Raw genomic sequence first — 17,003 nt, forward strand, 5'->3', positions numbered from 1 at the left:
TCGTGCGGGCACCACGACAGCAGGGTATCCCCTCATTGGCGCAGCAGGGGGCCGGTTTCTACATTATTCACCAGTGAACTAAAAATTCATATATGCATCAGCGGGGCCTTACCGGGCCGCGCGTGGGACTGCCGTGACCCCAGGTCGGCGGTCGCAAGGCTTTCCGGCGCGACGCCCCGTGCCCGGAGCGGCCGGCGCTCATGCGCGCCACAGGTGGGGTGGACGCCGGGCCCGGCCCGGTTCTTTTCTCGACAAGCAAAGTTACTACAACGGAGATAAGTCATATGCATACGCCTTTCAAAAAAACCCTGGCGGCCGGGGCTGTCCTGCTGGCTGCGGCCGGCGCGCTGCCCGGCGCCGCGCACGCGCAGTCCAACGTCACGCTCTACGGCCGGGTGGTCGCGGGTGTGGAACACATCGACAAGATCGCCGACCCCGTCACCGGCCAGACGAACTCGCTCACGCGCGCTGCCGACAACCAGTGGGGCACGAGCATGATCGGCTTCCGCGGCAAGGAAGACCTGGGCGGCGGCCTGAGCGCGGTCTTCAACCTCGAAGGCGGCTTCAGCGCCACCAAGGGAACCACCGGCTCCGCGTTCTTCAACCGCCGGTCGCTGGTGGGCCTGAGCAGCACCAGCTGGGGCACGCTGATGTTCGGCAAGAACCTCTTCAACAGCAACGACGTCTGGAACATCGACCCGACGGGCCAGCAGTTCATGAGCAGCTCCACGCTGGTGCGCGGCCGCAACTGGCCCGGCGTGAACAACCTGATCGAATACACCACGCCGAGCTTCGGCGGCTTCACCGCCAATGTGCAGGTGGGCATGGGCGAGCAGACGGGCTCGAACAAGCAGTTGCGCAATGAAGGCCTGTCGCTCGCCTACGTCGCGGACAACCTGGAACTGCGCGCCATGCTCAACAGCCGGCGCGACGCCAACGGCAACCACAGCGACGCCTACGTCTATTCGAAGGACGCGATCCTGGGCGGCACCTACCGCATCGGTGCGGCCAAGCTGTTCGCCGCCTACGAGAGCATCTCCGCGCCCGACGCCGCGGCTGGCGCGCCCAGCAAGCTCAAGCACGGCTGGCTGGGCGTGCGCTACGACGTGACGCCTGCGCTGACCCTGATCGGCGCGGGCTACCGCGTCAGCGCCAACCGCGGCAACGGCAACGCGACGCTGCTGATGGTGGGGGCGGACTACTACCTGTCCAAGCGCACCTTCCTGTACGCGTCGCTGGGCGGCGTGAACAACAGTTCCAGCGCCAACTACGCGGCCGACGTCACCGTCAACGGCCCGGGCGCGGGCGCATCGCAGCGCGCCGTGTACTTCGGCATGGGCCACTCGTTCTGAGGAGGGCCCGGGTTTCCACTTTTCATTGCGAGCCGATAAAACGGCATTGGGGCTGCCATGCGGGACGTGGCAGCCCTTTTTTCCGTGGGGGTTCCCGCCGAGCCCGCCAAAGCGAGTACCTCGCAGGCCGCAGCGCCAGGCCCGCAGGGCCGATGGCGACCGCCGTCAGCTGCCTTCGCCGTCGCCGTCGCCGGATACGCCCCCGGCGGCAGACCGCCCGCCCTTGCGGCGCGACTCGCGCTCCGCTTTCCTCGCCGCACGCGCGGCTTCCTGGACCTCGGCCGCAGCGCTCCAGGCCTCGAACTCGGGCGGTGTCTCCAGGGTGATGCGGCCGAGGACGGCGCCGCGGAAATCCGTCATCACCAGCTCCGCCGCCTTCTGCAGGTTGACGCGTCCTCCGGACATGACCGCGCCGCGCTTGCGCGCGATGGCGGTGAGCAGTTCGTCGTCGTGCAGCGCGGCGATCGCGTCCGCGTCGAGGCCCAGCCGGTAGCGCGCGTCCAGCAGCGGCGCATAGTGGCGCTGCAGGTAGGCCAGCAGCTCCAGCGCCACCTCTTCCTCGTCGTAGGCGTTCCTCCCGACGGCGCCGCTGGCCGCGAGCTTGTAGCCGCTCTCCGGAATGGTGATGCGCGGCCAGAGCATGCCGGGGGTGTCCCACAGATAGAAATCGTCGTCCAGGACGATGCGCTGCTCCAGCTTGGTGATGCCGGCCTCGTCGCCCGTCTTCGCCTGCGTCTTGCCGGTGATCGTGTTGATCAGCGTGGATTTGCCGACGTTGGGAATGCCGCAGATCAGCACGCGCATCGGCTTGGCCATGCCGCCGCGCTGGGGGGCGAGCTGGCGGCAGGCGTCGATCAGGCGCCGCGCCGGGGCCGTCTCGGAGGCGTCCAGCGCGATGGCGCGCGTGTCGGGCCGGGCGTTGTACCAGTCGAGCCAGAGCGGCGTGCGGGCCGCATCGGCGGTGTCCTGCTTGTTCAGCACCTTGAGGGTGGGACGGTGGCCCGTCAGCTCGGCCAGCAGCGGGTTGGCGCTGGAGCCGGGCAGGCGCGCGTCCAGCAGCTCGATCACGACGTCGATGTCCTTGATGCGCTCGCCGATCGCCTTGCGCGTCGAATGCATGTGACCGGGAAACCATTGGATGGCCATGGAAGGGAAACTCTCTATCTATCTGTCCGTCGTCTTGCGTTGCGGGAGGTCGGCAAGGCGCGCGGGCCGCGGGCGGCAGGGGTACGGGATCGCCACAGGCGGATGCGGCGGGCGCGCAAGGATAATCCATCGATCCCGCGCGCCGCCCGTGCGCGCCTTCCAGAAAAAAGCCCGCAGGCCCGACGCCCCGGGCCGATTGTCCCAGACCGCCATGCCCCCTGCTCCCTCCCGGCCGCCGCAGGCGCCCGCCCCTTCCGCCGCCGACCGCAGGCAGGCGTCCGAACTGCTCTTCAAGGGCGTCACCTGCGCGCTCATCGGCATGGTGATCCTGCTCGCGCCCTACTACGCGCGCTCGCTGAGCGTGCGCGACCTGATGGGCCAGATCCACGTGGTGGGCTGGTTCGCGCTGGTGCTGGGCCTGGCTTTCATCGGCCGCTGGGGCTGGCAGCGCTGGCGCAGCGGGGTGCGGTGACCGCATCCGGCGATGGCCCCCTGCGCACGGCCGAGGACGCCGCGCGGGCGTTCGCGGCCCTGGCGGCGGCCGCGCAGGTGCGCGGTGTGGCGCTGCGCGCGCCGCCCCGCGCGCCCGACACCTGCTGCGGGCGCGGCTGCAATGGCTGCGTGTGGGAGGGTTTCTACGCCGCCGCGCAGTGGTGGTGCGACGATGCGAGCGAAGCCCTCGCGGCCGGGCCGATGGACCGGCAGGCCCCGCTGGCGGCGTGAGCCGCGCCCCGCGGGGCTTGCCGGCTCGGCAGAAATATTCCCTGCGGGACAGTACGCGATGCACTGCCGCGTTATTCTCCGTGGATGCACCACCCCGCAACACCTTCACCCGCGCAGGCCGCACCCGGCGCCCCGACGGCGCTTGCGCACGCACCCGGCTCCAGGGCCGGCCAGGCACCCTCGCGGCGCCTGCAGGCGGTGCGGGACAGCGGGCTGCTCGACTCCCCGGCGGAGCCCGGCTTCGACAGCCTGACGGCGACGGCCGCGCGCCTGCTCGGCGCGGCCGCCTGCTTCATCTCCATCGTGGACGAGCAGCGCGACTTCTACAAGAGCCAGTCCGGCTTTCCCGAGCCGCTGGCCACCGCCCGGGAGATGGCGGGTGCCACCTTCTGCCACTTCACGCTCGACCGTGACGACGTGCTCGCCATCGACGACACGCACTCCGATCCGAAATGGCGCGCCGTGCCCACCGTCGGCAGCCTGGGGGTGCGGGCCTATGCCGGCGTGCCTCTGCGCTGGGCCGGCCAGAACATCGGCAGCTTCTGCGTGATCGATACGGTGCCCCGGGCCTGGACGCCCGACGAACTCGAAACGATCCGCCAGCTCGCCGCGTCGGCCGCGCGCGAGCTGGACCTGCGCGCCGCCGTGGCCGAAGCCCGGGAGGCCGCCGCCATGGCGCGCGCCCAGGCGCTGTCGCGCGAGAGCGTGCTCGCCGTGGTGGCTCACGACCTGCGCACGCCGCTGCAGGTGCTGCAGCTGAGCGCTGCGCGGCTGCAGCGCGGCCGAGATCCCCAGGAGAACGCGGTCCTGCAGCGCATGCTCTCGGCCGTCGGGATCATGACGGCCATGGTGGAGGGGCTGCTGAAGCCGTCGGAATCCCCGTCCACCGTGCAGGCGATCGCGGTCGCGCAGCTCTCGGCCGACGCGGTGCACATGATGGCGCCGCTGGCCGAGAAATGCCGCACCGCGCTGTCGCTCGGCGACCTGCCCGACGCGGTGGTGCGCGTGGACTATGGCCAGATGGTGCGGGTGCTCGGCAACCTGATCGGCAACTCCCTCAAATACTCGCCCGAGGGCAGCTGCGTGCGGCTGTCGGGCGCACGGGCCGACGCCCCCGGTGCGCCGTGGGTGGAGCTGACCGTGGCGGACAACGGCGTGGGCATGACGCCGGAAGAAGTCGCGCAGGCCTTCGACCCGGGCTGGCAGAGCGAGCGGGCACGGGCCCGCAACGATGGCGTCGGGCTGGGGCTGGCCATCGTGAAATCCCTCGTCGAGTCGAACGGCGGCCGGGTCCGCATGGAAAGCCGGCCGGGCGAAGGCACGTCCGTCACCATCGCGCTGCCCTGCGCCTGAAGCCGATTCAGCGGCCGGCCACCATCTTCAGGCCGAGCGCCACGAACACCGTGCCGGCGATGCGGTCCAGCCAGAGGCCCGCGCGCGGCCGGCGCTGCAGCCAGCCGCCGATCGCTCCGGCGAAATAGCCCAGCAGGCCGAACAGCACCGCCGCCTGCAGCGTGAAGACCAGCCCGAGCACGCCCAGCTGCCAGGCCACGGCGCCCTGCGAAGGCACCACGAACTGCGGCAGGAACGACAGGAAGAACAGCACCACCTTCGGATTGACGGCATTCGCCACCAGGCCCCGGGCGAACAGCGCGCGCAGCGGCCGGGGCGGCTGCCCGGCCACGTCCATGCGCGCGCCGCCTGCGCTGCGCAGCGCCTGCACTCCGAGCCAGACCAGGTACGCACCGCCTACCCAGCGCAGCACGGTGAACGCGGTGGGCGACGCCGCGATCATCGCGCTCACGCCCACCACGGCCAGCAGCGTATGGCTCAGGCAGCCGAGCGCGCAGCCCAGCCCGAACGCGATGCCCTGCGCGCGCCCGCGCGACATGCCCATGCCCAGCACCAAGAGGTTGTCGGGGCCCGGCGTGGCGGTGATGAGGACGGCGGCGAGGAGGAACGCGAAGACCTGGGCGGCGGTGAGCATCGCGCGATGATAGGACACCGCCCGTGCCAGGCTGTCGCAGCCCGCGATGCCGCCCACCGGAACGTGTCCTGTACAGGACGCCGCCCCGCAGGATGGCAGGGCCCCTTCCGTGACAATGTCCTCCCTATGACGCCCACGCCACACCCCGCTTCCGCCCAGCCGCCTGCCGCCGCCGTGCTCCGCACCGGTGGCCGGATCCTCGTCGACCAGCTCATCCTGCACGGGGTGCGCCAGTTGTTCTGCGTGCCCGGCGAGAGCTACCTGGCGGTGCTGGACGCGCTGCACGATGCCGAGATCGCCGTCACGGTCTGCCGCCAGGAGGGCGGCGCCGCGATGATGGCCGAGGCGCAGGGCAAGCTCACCGGCCGGCCGGGCATCTGCTTCGTCACGCGCGGGCCGGGCGCCACCAATGCCGCCGCCGGCATCCACATCGCGCACCAGGATTCGACGCCGCTCATCGTCTTCGTCGGCCAGGTGGCGCGCGGCGCGCTGGGGCGTGAGGCCTTCCAGGAGCTGGATTACTCCGCCGTGTTCGGCACCATGGCCAAGTGGGTGGTGCAGATCGACGATGCGCGCCGCGTGCCGGAGCTGGTATCGCGGGCCTTCCACGTCGCGACGTCGGGCCGCCCCGGGCCGGTGGTGATCGCGCTGCCCGAGGACATGCTGACCGACGCCGTGCAGGCCGCCGACGCCCTGCCCTACGCCGTCGCCGAAACGCACCCGGGCGCCGATGCGATGCGGGCGCTGGCCGAACGGCTGGCGGCGGCGGAGCGGCCCGTGGCCATCCTGGGCGGCAGCCGCTGGTCCGACGCGGCGGTGCGCGACTTCCGCGCGTTCGCCGAGGCGTGGAGCCTGCCGGTGTACTGCTCGTTCCGCCGCCAGATGCTGTTCCCCGCGAGCGATGCCCGCTACGGCGGCGACCTGGGCCTGGGCGCGAACCCGAAGCTGCTGGCGCGCATCCGCGCGAGCGATTTGGTGCTGCTCGTGGGAGGGCGGCTGTCCGAAGTGCCCTCGCAGGGCTACGAGCTGCTGGACATTCCCGTGCCCGCGCAGCCGCTGGTGCACGTGCATGCGGACGCCGACGAACTCGGGCGGCTTTACCGGCCCGTGCAGGCCATCCACGCCACGCCGCAGGCTTTCGCCGCCGCGCTGGGCGCGCTGCGCCCGCAGGCCCCGGTGCGCTGGGCCGCGCATGCCGCCGAGGCCCGTGCCGAATACCTGGCCTGGAGCGATCCGGCACCGATCCGCATTCCGGGCCCGCTGCAGATGGGCGAGGTCATGCAGCACCTGCGCGCGGTGCTGCCTGCCGACACCATCTTCTGCAACGGCGCCGGCAACTTCGCCACCTGGGTGCACCGCTTCTGGCCGTTCACCACCTACGCCAGCCAGCTTGCGCCCACCAGCGGCTCCATGGGCTACGGCCTGCCGGCCGGCGTGGGCGCCAAGCGGCTGTGGCCGCAGCGCGAGGTGGTGGTGTTCTCGGGCGACGGCGACTTCCTGATGCACGGCCAGGAATTCGCCACCGCGGTGCAGTACGGCCTGCCGCTGATCGTCGTGCTGCTGGACAACGGCATGTACGGCACCATCCGCATGCACCAGGAGCGTGAATACCCCGGGCGCGTGAGCGCCACGCAGCTGAAGAACCCGGATTTCAAGGCCTATGCGCAGGCCTTCGGCGGCCACGGCGAACGCGTGGAGCGCACGGAGGATTTCGCGCCGGCCCTGGCCCGGGCGCGCGCCAGCGGCCTGCCCTCGGTGCTGCACTGCCTGCTGGATGCGGAAGCGATCACGCCGACGGGCACGCTCGCGGGCATCCGCGGCGCGGCGCAGGCCGCGGGGCGCTGACGGCGCAGGGCCCGCCGGCGCGACCTACACCGTCTGCGCCACGGGCGCCTCGCCCGGCACGGGCAGCGCGTCGATTTCCATGTAGTGCTGGCGCCAGGTCTCGAAGTCCAGCGTGTCGGCCGACTCGATCGCCTTCTGCTCCTCGATCGACTGCGCGGCCATGCCCTCGTAGCGGGCCTGCTGCGCATCGGTCCAGGGCAGGCCCGCGAGGGCATCGCGCGCAGCCACCGACTGGGCGCGCGCAAAGCGGATGAAGCTGTTGCCATGCGCCTCGGCCATGCGCGCCAGCACGCGCGCGGAGGGCGTGGCATCCGGATCGCGCAGCAGCGCCTCGGCCGACCGCAGCGCGGCGGCGTGCGCATCCGTTCCCTGCCCGGCATCCAGCGCCGCGGCGATCGGCCGGCATTCCGCGAGGATCTCGGCACCCCATTCCACGAGCGGCACGCTGCGCCCCTGCCGCTCCAGGCACAGCCCGGGTTCGCGGCCGCGTTCGGCCGTGAGGTGCTGGTTGCGCTTGAGGACCGCGATCTCGGCGGGCGTGTCGGGCGGGCTGTCGGCGAGCAGGCAGTGCAGCAGGAACACGTCCAAGAGCCGCATGGTGGAGGCCTCGATGCCCACGGGTGCGAACGGGTCCAGGTCCATGAGCCGCACTTCCACGTACTCCACGCCGCGGTCCCGCAGCGCATGCAGCGGGCGCTCGCCGGGGCGCACGGTGCGCTTGGGCCGGATGGTGCCGTAGAACTCGTTCTCGATCTGCAGCAGGCTGGTGCCCAGCTGGTTGTACTCGCCGCCCGGGTTGCGCACGCCCAGCGACTCGTAGGCAGGATAGGGGCGCGTCAGTGCGTCGTGCAGCGAATCGGCATAGCCCGCCAGGCCGTTGTAGCTCACGGCGAGCGTGGCCTGCGCATCGCTCTGGTAGCCCAGGCGGCCCATGCGCAGCGACGTGGCGTGCGGCAGGTAGAGCGCATCGGCGCCCAGGCGCTGCAGGCCATGCTCGCGGCCCTGCACGAAGCAGTCGCACAGCGCGGGCGACGCGCCGAAGAGATAGAGCAGCAGGAAGGCCTGCCGGCGGAAATTGCGGATGAGGGCGAAGTATTCCTCGCTCTCGATGCCGGGCATCGACCAGTTGTAGTGGATGCCGGAGATCGTCTGCATGCGGCGGCCGTAACGGTGGCCCAGGCCCATGCGGTAGATGCTCTTGGCACGCCCGACGTTGGACGAGCCGAAGCGGGCCAGCGGAATGGTCTCGTCCGTCGGCAGGCCGCATGGCATGCTCGAGGCCCAGAGCATCTCGCCGCCCTGCGCGAGCGTGCGCAGCACGAACTGGTGGATCTCCGTGAGTTCGCCCTCGCACTCCCGCACCGACGAACGCGCGCCGGTGATGAGTTCGATCTGCGACTCGCTGTAGTCGGTGGTGATGTGCGGATGCGTGAGCGCGGAGCCCAGGGCCAGCGGATGCGGCGTGAGCGCCAGCCCGCCTTCGGCCAGCACGCGCAGGCCTTCCTTCTCGATGCCGCGGCGCATGCCCGCCAGCCGGTTACCGGGCAGCGCGCGGATTCTCTCCTGCAGGTGGCTCGTCATGATGGATCTAGTTGTATTACCGGTTGGTCTGTCTGTTCCGGCACGGAACTTAGCACGGCCGACAGACTCGCGCTCGCGGACGGGTTCTAGCCCGTCGCTTCGCCCCGCCGTGCGCGCCTTCGCCCGGCGGGGACGGCGGCGCGGCACCGGCCCCACCATCGGAACCGTCGTGGCCAGCCAACGGCACGCCGCGCACCGCTGCGCGCACCGTCCAGCCACCCCCTTCCCGCGCATCCCCGCCGGGAGCGCGCACGACACCGATGATCCCACGGACCCCATGTCGAAGTTCTCCCTGCGCCCCCGGACCACCAGCCTGGCCGTTCCCGGCAATGCCCGCCAGACCGCCCATGCGGGCGCACCCGCGCCCGGCAAGCAGGCCCACCACCGCCTCCACCAGCTCGACGGACCGGCCGCGCAGCGCGAAGCACTGGCGCCGCACTTCGGCCTGGCGGCGCGCGTGCGCAGCTACCTGGCGGAGCCGCTGCCGACCGAAGCGAACGCACCCGGGGCCGAGGGCGCGGCACCCTCCGCCCCTCCGGCCCGCGCGCCACGCGGCGCGGCCCAGGCGCTGCGCCGCTTCATGGGCAAGGCCGGCACGGCGCTCGGCCTGCGTGCCGGCAAGCCCGTGGGGCACGACACGCTGACACGCTACCAGGGCAGCACCGCCGCCGGCGCGCGCCCGATCGCCCAGGACGATCCGGAGGACCGCGGCACCTGGCGCAGCGTCAGCGCCGCCCAGGCCCGCGCATTCGCCGCAGGCGAGGGCCTGCGCCGCGCGGACATCGCCGTGCGCAAGGCACAGGCGCTGGAACGGCTCGTGGAACTGCACATCGAGAGACTGGAGGCGGAGGTGCAGCGCGCCGGCCGGCGCATGGCCCACGCGGCCGACAGCTCAGGCCCGCTGCGCCGGCAGCAGGCGGCCATCGCGGTGCAGCGGCAGGCCCTGGATGCCGGCATCGCCCGGCTGGAGGACGAGGCCGGCGCCATCCGCCGCCGCATCGAGCGCGCCGAAGCGGCCCTCGCGTCCGCGCCCTCACGCGGCCGGCTCGGGGCGCTGATGCAGGCGCGCACCGCCGCGGACCGCAGCGGGGACCCGGCCGGGCTGCGGCAGCACCTGAGCGAGCTGCGCACGCTGCATGCCATCCGGTCGGCGCGCCGCGACGCGCTGGAGCGGCGCAAGGCCGAGGCCCAGGGGGAGCTGGAGCGGCTGGAACGCGGCGCGGTGGCGATCGCCCGGGAGCTGTTCGAGGCCGACGACGAGGCGGCCGACCTGCGCACCCTGCTCGGCCGCCTGCGCAGCCGCCGCGGCACGCTCGAAGCCACCCGCGACGCGCAACGCCGGGAGAACGGGATGGCCGAGGCCGCCCTGGCGGCGCGGGGCCAGGCACTGATCGCCCGGCAGATCGACACGCTGCCCGGGCTGCGCGCCGAGGCCGATCCGGCGGCCTCCGCCACCTTGCGCGAGGCGCTGCAGCGGTGGGCGGACGGGCTGGACACCTCGCCCTTCGCCGAGCGGGCCATTCCCCCGGCCGGCGTGGTGGCGGTGGCGCTCCAGGCACTGGCCGTGGCGGCCGGCGGCGATCCCGCGCAGGCGCTGCAGTCGCTGCAGGCCTTGCGCGGCCTGCACTGGACCGCGCTGGTGCCCGCGCCGGGGGCGGGCCGCACCCGGGCGCCCCTCGCCGATCTGCCGCCGGCGGCACAGCGGGCGCTGGACCACCTCGCCCACGTTCCCCGCGGCCTGCAGGTGATCGCCCACCTGCTGCGCCGCGAGAGCAGCCCTGCCGCGGACCCGGAGCGGCTGGCGGCGGCGCGCCTCGCCCTGCGCGCGGATGCGCTGCTGCGTGCAGCCGCGCCGGACGACGCCGCACTGCGCCAATGGCTGGGCCACGCACGCCACGCGGCGCGCACGGCGGTGCATGCCCCGGACCCCGCCAAAGCGCTCGCGGCCTGCACCGTGGATGAGCGCGCGGCCTACCATGCCCTGCGCAACGGCTACGACAGCAATGCCCCCGGCTCGCCCTACGCACGGGCGAACGGGCACCTGCAGACGATCGCGGATGCGCTGCACGACGTCGCACGGAACGGCGCCGCGCCGCGGATGTTCGGCGGCCGCCCCAATCCGTTGCGAGCCATGCCGGAGGCGCTGGAAGTGGGCGCCGCCACCGCCCTGCCCACGCCGCGCCGCCGGGCCGATGCGGCGCTCGAGGCGGCCGCGGGGCAGCTCATCGACCTGCTCGGCGGCCTGCGCGCGGACGGCCCGCCCGGCCGCGTCCCGTCCGGCGCGGAATGCGCCTGGCAGGCGCTCGCGGAAACCGTGCAGTGGGCGCCGGAGGGAACGGACCGGACCGCGATGGTGATCGACGCGGACGCGCTCGCACGCATCACGGCCCGCGCGAACGCATTGCGTGGCGGTGCCGAAAGCACCGCGCCAGGGCAGGCCGTGGCCCCCCGGATCCCGGCGCGGCCCCTGCACCGCAGGCTGCAGGACGCCTGGGCCCGGCTGCAGCACCGCGCGCACACCGTGCCCGAGGCCCTGGCCCTGCTGGCCGAGGGCCTGCCCGAAGACGCCGGTGGGCCCTCCCGCCCCCCGCCGCCGCCACCGCCCGGGGGAGTACCGGTGTCGTGGAGCGCCTATGCGCTGCAGCGGGGCGCGCAGTTCCGCGCCACCGTGCAGGAGGCGACCCGGTTGCTGCGCGAGGGCGATCCCGCCAACGTCACGCAGGCCCAGGCACTGTTCGACCTGACGCGCGACATGGTGGGCCACCTTGCATGGCGGGACCGGCTGCGGCTGATCGGGCAGCAGACCTGGGGCGTGAATGCCGGCCCGGTGTCCGCGGCCGCGGCCCTGGGCTCTGCGGCACTCGGCCTGGGCGTGCGGCTGATCGCGGGAGTGCAGCGCAACCGCGATGCCGTCATGGAGTTCTATATGGGCCGCACCGGCATGGCCCTGCAGATCGGCGCGCAGCGCACGGACCAGGTGCAGCTGGGCGCGGGCGCCAGCACCGGCTACGGCGTGCCCCTGGGCACCGGCCACGCGACGTTCGGCGCCACCCTGGCGGCCGACTGGCGCTGGCGCGGCGAGCGCGGCGTGGAAACCGGCGTGCAGCTGCGGCTGCCCCGGCTCGGCAAGGGCCGCGAGCCGGAACTGAACGTGGAATTCCTGGACGCCTACGAACACCTGCTGCGCCTGGCGACCCCGGGCTCCGACGGCGCGCCGGCGCGCTGCGACTGGCTGCGCGAGCTGCTCGCACACCATCCGGAATTGAGCGCAGGCCTGATCGACGCCGCCGGGCGCTCCGCCACCGGCACCGAGGCCAACGTCCACGCCAGCGCCGGGCTGCGCGCGGGTGCGGTGGCCGGCCGGGGCCGGCGCGCGGGCGCGGCCGCCACGCTGGGCCTCAAGGCGCGGCAGGACCAGGGACGCACGGCCACCACGATGGCGGGCTACATGACCACCATCTACCGCGATGCGACGGCGTCGGCGCGCGTCGAGGCCACGGCACGCGCCGGAGCCGGCGTCCAGTTCGCCGAGCTGCTGCAGAACGACGGGGACCGCATCCGCCAGCGCGCCGGCGGCGCACTGGGGCTGCTCGACGCGGGCCGCACGGTGGAACTGCGCAACCGGGCCATCACCCATTTCTGCACGCTGTTCCTGTTCGGCGACGAGATCGATCCGGGGCGCAGCGACCGCGCGACGGACTACTCGCGCTTCGAGGATTTCGAGCGCCACGTGCGTGCGGAATGGGACCTCTGGGCCCAGTACGGCACGGCCAAACTCGGCGACGACGTGGAAGCGCCCCTGCACCACCTCCTGGCCGACATCCAGCTCTCCCATTTCATGGAGCAGAGCCGGACGTTCTCGGGCGGCAACGGCTTTGCCGCGATGTTCGCCGACAAGGTGATGCGCGCACCCGCCGCACCGCTGCTGGACGTGCACCGGGCACTGGCCGCGCTCGCCCGCGCGGCGGGCGACGAGGACGGCGCACGGCGGGAGGACGCGGCCTTCGACGCGTTCCTTCAGGACGAATCCGTGTGGGAGCCCACGCTGCTGCTGCTGCGGGAGAAGGCGCGGCTGCAGAACGAGCGGGGCCTGGATTTCTTCATCAAGCACCAGAACAACCGCGGCGCCGAGGCCGCCCGCACGGTGGGCCAGTGGGTGCTCTACGAGCCGGTGCCGCGCCGGGAGCCCGGCCAGGACATCCCGGCGTCGAGAACATGGGACACGGGCGCCGCCGGTGCCCCCCCGCCCTGGGAGCACCCGCCGTCCCGGCCCTCCGCAACCCAAGGGGCCGCCAGGGGCGGCGGCGACGGCAACGACAGCAGCCGTTACGCCACCGCGTCGGAGGACGGGTCCGATTCGTTCCGCACGGCACCCGGATCGCCGAGGGGGCCGTAGCGCCACTGCACGCGCAGCGACAGCGTCTCCCCCTGCTCCAGCGTCCGCAGGCCCGGCTGTCCAGGCTGGTGGAAGGCGTCGATGGGCTGCGTGATGGGCTCGAAGCAGAAGGCCGGACCCTGGGGCGCCCGGTACACCAGGCAGAAGTGCCGATCGGCACCGCCGTCCTGCGCGAAGTCCGGCATGTGCGCCGTGAGCTGCAGCCCGCGTTCGGGCCAGGTGATGGAGGCCGTGCCGCCCCATCCGGTGTAGGCGTTGTCGATCAGGTCGCCGTGCGCCGGTATGCCGGCGTTGAGGTCCCAGCTTTCGGGGAACCGGTCCGTGTGCCGCGTGGGCAGCGGATCATTGCCGCAGAGCCAGACGCCCTGCACCGGGGCGGAGATGCACGTGCCCGGCGTGCGCGGGAACCACGGATGCAGCCCCAGGCCGTACGGCATCGGCCCGGGGCCGAGGTGGCGCACCCGCACGCTCTGGTCCAGCCCGCCCGGCACGAGGCGGAAGTGCTGCACGCATTCGTAGTGGTAGGGGTTGCCCTGGAAACGGTCCGAACGCAGGGCCATCTCCAGGGTGTCGGGCGCCGGCTGGCTCAGGGTCCAGGGCTGCAGCCACCCGTCGCCATGGATGGGGTACGGCTCGCCGGCGCGGTTGGGCTGCATCGGGTGGAACGTCCCCGCATGCGAGAACCCGCCGCCGCTGATGCGGTTCGACCAGGGCACCATCGCGAACGACGCCGTGCGGTAGAGGTCCGCCGTGCGGCCGTCCCAGGAGCGCCACAGGTCGGTGCGGCGGCCGTCCGGACCCTCGATCTGCCAGGCCGCCACGCTGCCGCCGAGGGAAGGAACGAGGCCCAGGTGCTGGTCCGCATGGTGCAGCCAGGCGATGGGATGGAGCGTGGGATCGGAGGTGTCGGTCATGGGGGATTCCAGGGAGGTCATCCGCCGAAGCGGTGCGCCGGCAGGCCGGGAGCGTCCACGGAGACGGCGAAGAGCGACCCGGCCAGGGGCTCGGCCGCCAGCCGGTCATCCGACAGGCCGACGCGGGCGGAGGTGATGAAGAGCGTGCGCAGGTCGGCGCCGCCGAACGCGCAGTTGGTGACCTGGCTCACCGGCAGCGGCACGCGGGCCAGTTCGGCCGAGGTCACGGGATCGTGGCAGGTCACGCACGCGCCGCCCCAGTGCGCGATCCACAGCCGCCCCGCCGCATCGGTGGTCATGCCGTCGGGCAGCCCGTCCCCGGCGGACCAGCGCTTCCACAGCGTGCGGTTCGACAGCGCCCCGGTATCGGGATCGCAGTCGTAGCGGTAGGTGCAGCCCTCGGCGGTGGCGTTGAAGAACAGGGCCGGCGCGCGCAGGCCGTCCGGCGCGCCGGCGTGCGACCACGCGGGGCCGTTGGTCACCGCGAAGCCGTCGTCGTGCCGCGAGCAGCGGCCATCGGGATCGAAGCGGTAGAGCGCGCCGGTGGGTGCTTCGCAGCCGAAATCCATCGATCCGGCCCAGAAGCGCCCCTGGGCATCGCACTTGCCGTCGTTGAATCGGTTGGCGGCGCGCTCCGGTTCGGGCTGGTGCAGGTAGCGCGGCGCGGGGTCCGTGGCCGGGTCGAACAGCGCGAAGCCGCGGCGCAGCGTGACGATCAGGCCGGGCGCCCCGGCGCGCTCGGCCAGCGCGGAGATTTCCTCCTCGAAAGTCCAGCAGCGGTGCGCACCGCCTTCGGGCTCCCAGCGGTGCAGTTCGCACTCCAGGATGTCCACCCAGTACAGCGCCTGCTCGCGCCCCGACCACATCAGGCCCTCGCCCAGCGCGCAGTCCATGCGCCGAACGCAATGCACCTTGCCGGCCTTGGGAGCGGGCCACGGCACGGCCGGCGGACCGACGGAAGCCATCTCGGGAACGTTCATGCGCGTCTCCATGCGTTGTTTCGGAGCCCGTCTGTCGCGGGCCTCTTGACGCGGCGGATCTTATCAATCCAAACTGATACGTGTAATCTATATTTTTTCTATCAATCCATACCGATATTAGTATGTCGCAAAATTCAACGCCTCCCTCGTCCGGCGCGGCCGTGTCTTCCTCTGGCGCCCTGTCGGTGTTCCCCAGCCTGCGCGGACGCGTGGTGTTCGTCACGGGCGGGGGCAGCGGAATCGGTGCCGCCATCGTCACGGCGTTCGCCGAACAGGGCGCCCGCGTGGCGTTCGTGGACGTGGCCCGCGAAGCCAGTGCGCAACTGGCGGCCGGCATCGAGGCCTCGGGCCTGCCGGGCCCCTGGTGGCGGGAATGCGACGTGCGCGACATCGACGCGCTGCGCGCCGCGCTGCGGGACGCAGCGGCCGAGCTGGGCGACGTCTCCGTGCTGGTGAACAACGTGGCCAGCGACGACCGCCACACCCTCGAATCCGTCACGCCGGAGTACTACGACGAGCGCATGGCGATCAACGAGCGCCCGGCCTTCTTCGCGATCCAGTCGGTGGTGCCCGGCATGCGCCGGCTCGGCGGCGGCTCCATCGTCAACCTCGGCTCCACCGGCTGGCAGGGCAAGGGGTCCGGCTATCCGTGCTATGCGATCGCCAAGTCGTCGGTGAACGGGCTCACCCGGGGCCTGGCGCGCACGCTCGGCCAGGACCGCATCCGCATCAACACCGTGTCCCCCGGCTGGGTGATGACCGAGCGCCAGATCCGGCTCTGGCTCGATGCCGAGGGCGAGAAGGAACTCGCGCGCAACCAGTGCCTGCCCGACAGGCTGCAGCCGCACGACATCGCGCGCATGGTGCTCTTCCTCGGCTCCGACGACGCCGCGATGTGCACCGCGCAGGAGTTCAAGGTGGACGCGGGCTGGGTCTAGGAACGAACCCCTGAGGCGCTTGCGGGGCCGTGGAGGTGCCAGGGCCGTGGCGCGGCGAGCATCCGTACGGGCACTGGTCGCAGGGGCGCCCCTACTCGTCCACCTCCAGCTTGCAGCCGTACTGCACCATGCTGGCCTGCTTGAGCGCCTTCATCATGACCTTCGCGGCGGGGGACAGCAGGCGGTCGGTGCGGGTGACGATGCCGAAGGCGTCCATGTGGCAGGGCATGGCGAGCGGCAGCACCGTGACGATGCCGTGGGCCGCGTAGTAGTGGGCCACGTCCGCGCCGACCACCCCGATCATCTCGCTCTGCTGCAGCATGCGGGTGGTGAACAGCAGCGCGGAGGTCTCCACGATGTCCGTCGGCGGGGCGAGCCCGTCCTGCTGGAACATCAGGTCGAAGCGGTGCCGCAGCACGCTGCCCGCCGGCGGCACGATCCAGCTCGCCGAGAGCACGTCCCGCAGCGTGAGGCCGCTCATGCCCGAGAGCGGATGGCCGGGGCGCGTGACGGCGCAGACCGGCTCGTCCGTGAGCGGCTCGTAGCGCAGGTGGGCGGTCTCGGGCCCGGCGAGCACCCGCCCCACCATGATGTCGATCCGGCCCTGGTTCAGGCGCTCCAGCAGCACCGGGCTGGTCTCGATCTCCAGCGAGATCCGCAGGCTCGGGTGCTGCTGCTTCACCAGCGCCACCGCCGCCGGCAGCAGGCTCAGCCCCGGCGAGGTGATGGCGCCCACGCCCACCTGGCCGTAGTGCCCCGTCTTCAGCGCGCCGATCTCGTCGTGCGCCTGGTTGAGGCTGGCCAGCGCCATGCGCGCGTGCCGGATCATGGTTTCGCCATACCAGGTGGGCCGCATGCCGCGGGGCAGGCGCTCGAACAGCGGCACCTCCAGCACGTCCTCCAGGTCCTTGAGCAGCTTCGAGGCGGCGGGCTGCGTCATGCTCAGCACCTGGGCCGCGCGGTGGATGTTGCCTTCCTCCGCCAGGGCGACGAGCAGCAGCAGTTGCCGCGTCTTCAGACGCGCACGGATGAACCAGTGGTTGTAGGTGCTCATGGGGTTTTCGTGAATGCCGGGATCGATATGTATTTTGACCAAAAAACTATTGGATTGATATAAAAAACCGCCATAGACTTCAGCCCA

The 17,003-nt window shown here is 72.3% G+C and carries 13 protein-coding genes; 7 read left to right on the forward strand and 6 right to left on the reverse strand.

From position 1 onward, the window contains the following. Positions 1-284 precede the first annotated feature (284 nt). Entirely contained in the window at positions 285-1,352 is a 1,068-nt protein-coding gene (locus Q9R47_RS09235) for a porin (protein WP_311232908.1), read from the forward strand. Between the two features lie 165 nt (positions 1,353-1,517). Here Q9R47_RS09235 and ylqF read toward each other — a convergent pair whose 3' ends face one another. Further along, positions 1,518-2,498, reverse strand: coding sequence for a ribosome biogenesis GTPase YlqF (ylqF, locus tag Q9R47_RS09240; protein ID WP_311232909.1), 981 nt, complete (start codon positions 2,496-2,498; stop codon positions 1,518-1,520). Positions 2,499-2,709: 211 nt separating this feature from the next. On the opposite strand from ylqF, the gene Q9R47_RS09245 reads away from it, so the two are divergent. The 3 genes from Q9R47_RS09245 (at position 2,710) to Q9R47_RS09255 (ending at position 4,574) form a co-directional block, all read left to right on the forward strand. Beyond that, positions 2,710-2,970 carry a hypothetical protein gene (locus Q9R47_RS09245; protein ID WP_311232910.1) on the forward strand — a complete coding sequence of 87 codons (261 nt, stop codon included), beginning with the start codon at positions 2,710-2,712 and terminating at the stop codon, positions 2,968-2,970. Beyond that, on the forward strand, positions 2,967-3,221 hold the full coding sequence (locus Q9R47_RS09250) for an oxidoreductase-like domain-containing protein (protein ID WP_404977120.1): 255 nt from the start codon (positions 2,967-2,969) through the stop codon (positions 3,219-3,221). Before Q9R47_RS09245 ends, Q9R47_RS09250 begins: the two co-directional genes overlap by 4 nt. Positions 3,222-3,305: 84 nt before the next feature. Beyond that, entirely contained in the window at positions 3,306-4,574 is a 1,269-nt protein-coding gene (locus Q9R47_RS09255; protein WP_311232911.1) for a GAF domain-containing sensor histidine kinase, read from the forward strand. A gap of 7 nt (positions 4,575-4,581) precedes the next feature. Here the strand turns inward: Q9R47_RS09255 and Q9R47_RS09260 are convergent, their stop codons facing one another. Further along, positions 4,582-5,208 (reverse strand): LysE family translocator, encoded by a 627-nt coding sequence (locus tag Q9R47_RS09260; protein ID WP_311232912.1) that lies wholly within the window; start codon positions 5,206-5,208, stop codon positions 4,582-4,584. A 126-nt stretch (positions 5,209-5,334) separates the two neighbouring features. On the opposite strand from Q9R47_RS09260, the gene Q9R47_RS09265 reads away from it, so the two are divergent. Beyond that, positions 5,335-7,053, forward strand: coding sequence for a thiamine pyrophosphate-binding protein (locus tag Q9R47_RS09265; protein WP_311232913.1), 1,719 nt, complete (start codon positions 5,335-5,337; stop codon positions 7,051-7,053). Positions 7,054-7,077: 24 nt separating this feature from the next. Here the strand turns inward: Q9R47_RS09265 and gshA are convergent, their stop codons facing one another. Further along, a complete protein-coding gene (gene gshA, locus Q9R47_RS09270; protein ID WP_311232914.1) occupies positions 7,078-8,634 on the reverse strand; it encodes a glutamate--cysteine ligase in 1,557 nt (518 codons plus the stop codon). A gap of 277 nt (positions 8,635-8,911) precedes the next feature. Here gshA and xopZ point away from each other — a divergent pair, with 277 nt between their 5' ends. Beyond that, on the forward strand, positions 8,912-13,030 hold the full coding sequence (gene xopZ, locus Q9R47_RS09275; protein WP_311232915.1) for a XopZ family type III secretion system effector: 4,119 nt from the start codon (positions 8,912-8,914) through the stop codon (positions 13,028-13,030). Here xopZ and Q9R47_RS09280 read toward each other — a convergent pair. Next, positions 12,961-13,944, reverse strand: coding sequence for an aldose 1-epimerase (locus Q9R47_RS09280; RefSeq protein WP_311232916.1), 984 nt, complete (start codon positions 13,942-13,944; stop codon positions 12,961-12,963). The two genes, xopZ and Q9R47_RS09280, sit on opposite strands and share 70 nt — an antisense overlap. Positions 13,945-13,961: 17 nt before the next feature. Beyond that, entirely contained in the window at positions 13,962-14,924 is a 963-nt protein-coding gene (locus tag Q9R47_RS09285; RefSeq protein WP_311232917.1) for an SMP-30/gluconolactonase/LRE family protein, read from the reverse strand. Between the two features lie 122 nt (positions 14,925-15,046). On the opposite strand from Q9R47_RS09285, the gene Q9R47_RS09290 reads away from it, so the two are divergent. Next, positions 15,047-15,862, forward strand: a complete 816-nt coding sequence (locus Q9R47_RS09290) for an SDR family oxidoreductase (protein ID WP_311232918.1) — start codon at positions 15,047-15,049, stop codon at positions 15,860-15,862. 91 nt (positions 15,863-15,953) lie between these two features. Here Q9R47_RS09290 and Q9R47_RS09295 read toward each other — a convergent pair whose 3' ends face one another. Next, complete coding sequence (locus Q9R47_RS09295; protein WP_311232919.1) at positions 15,954-16,916, reverse strand: LysR family transcriptional regulator; 963 nt, start codon at positions 16,914-16,916, stop codon at positions 15,954-15,956. Positions 16,917-17,003: the final 87 nt, after the last annotated feature.

It is taken from the genome of Acidovorax sp. PRC11, from assembly GCF_031844105.1.
Classification (GTDB): domain Bacteria; phylum Pseudomonadota; class Gammaproteobacteria; order Burkholderiales; family Burkholderiaceae_C; genus Paracidovorax.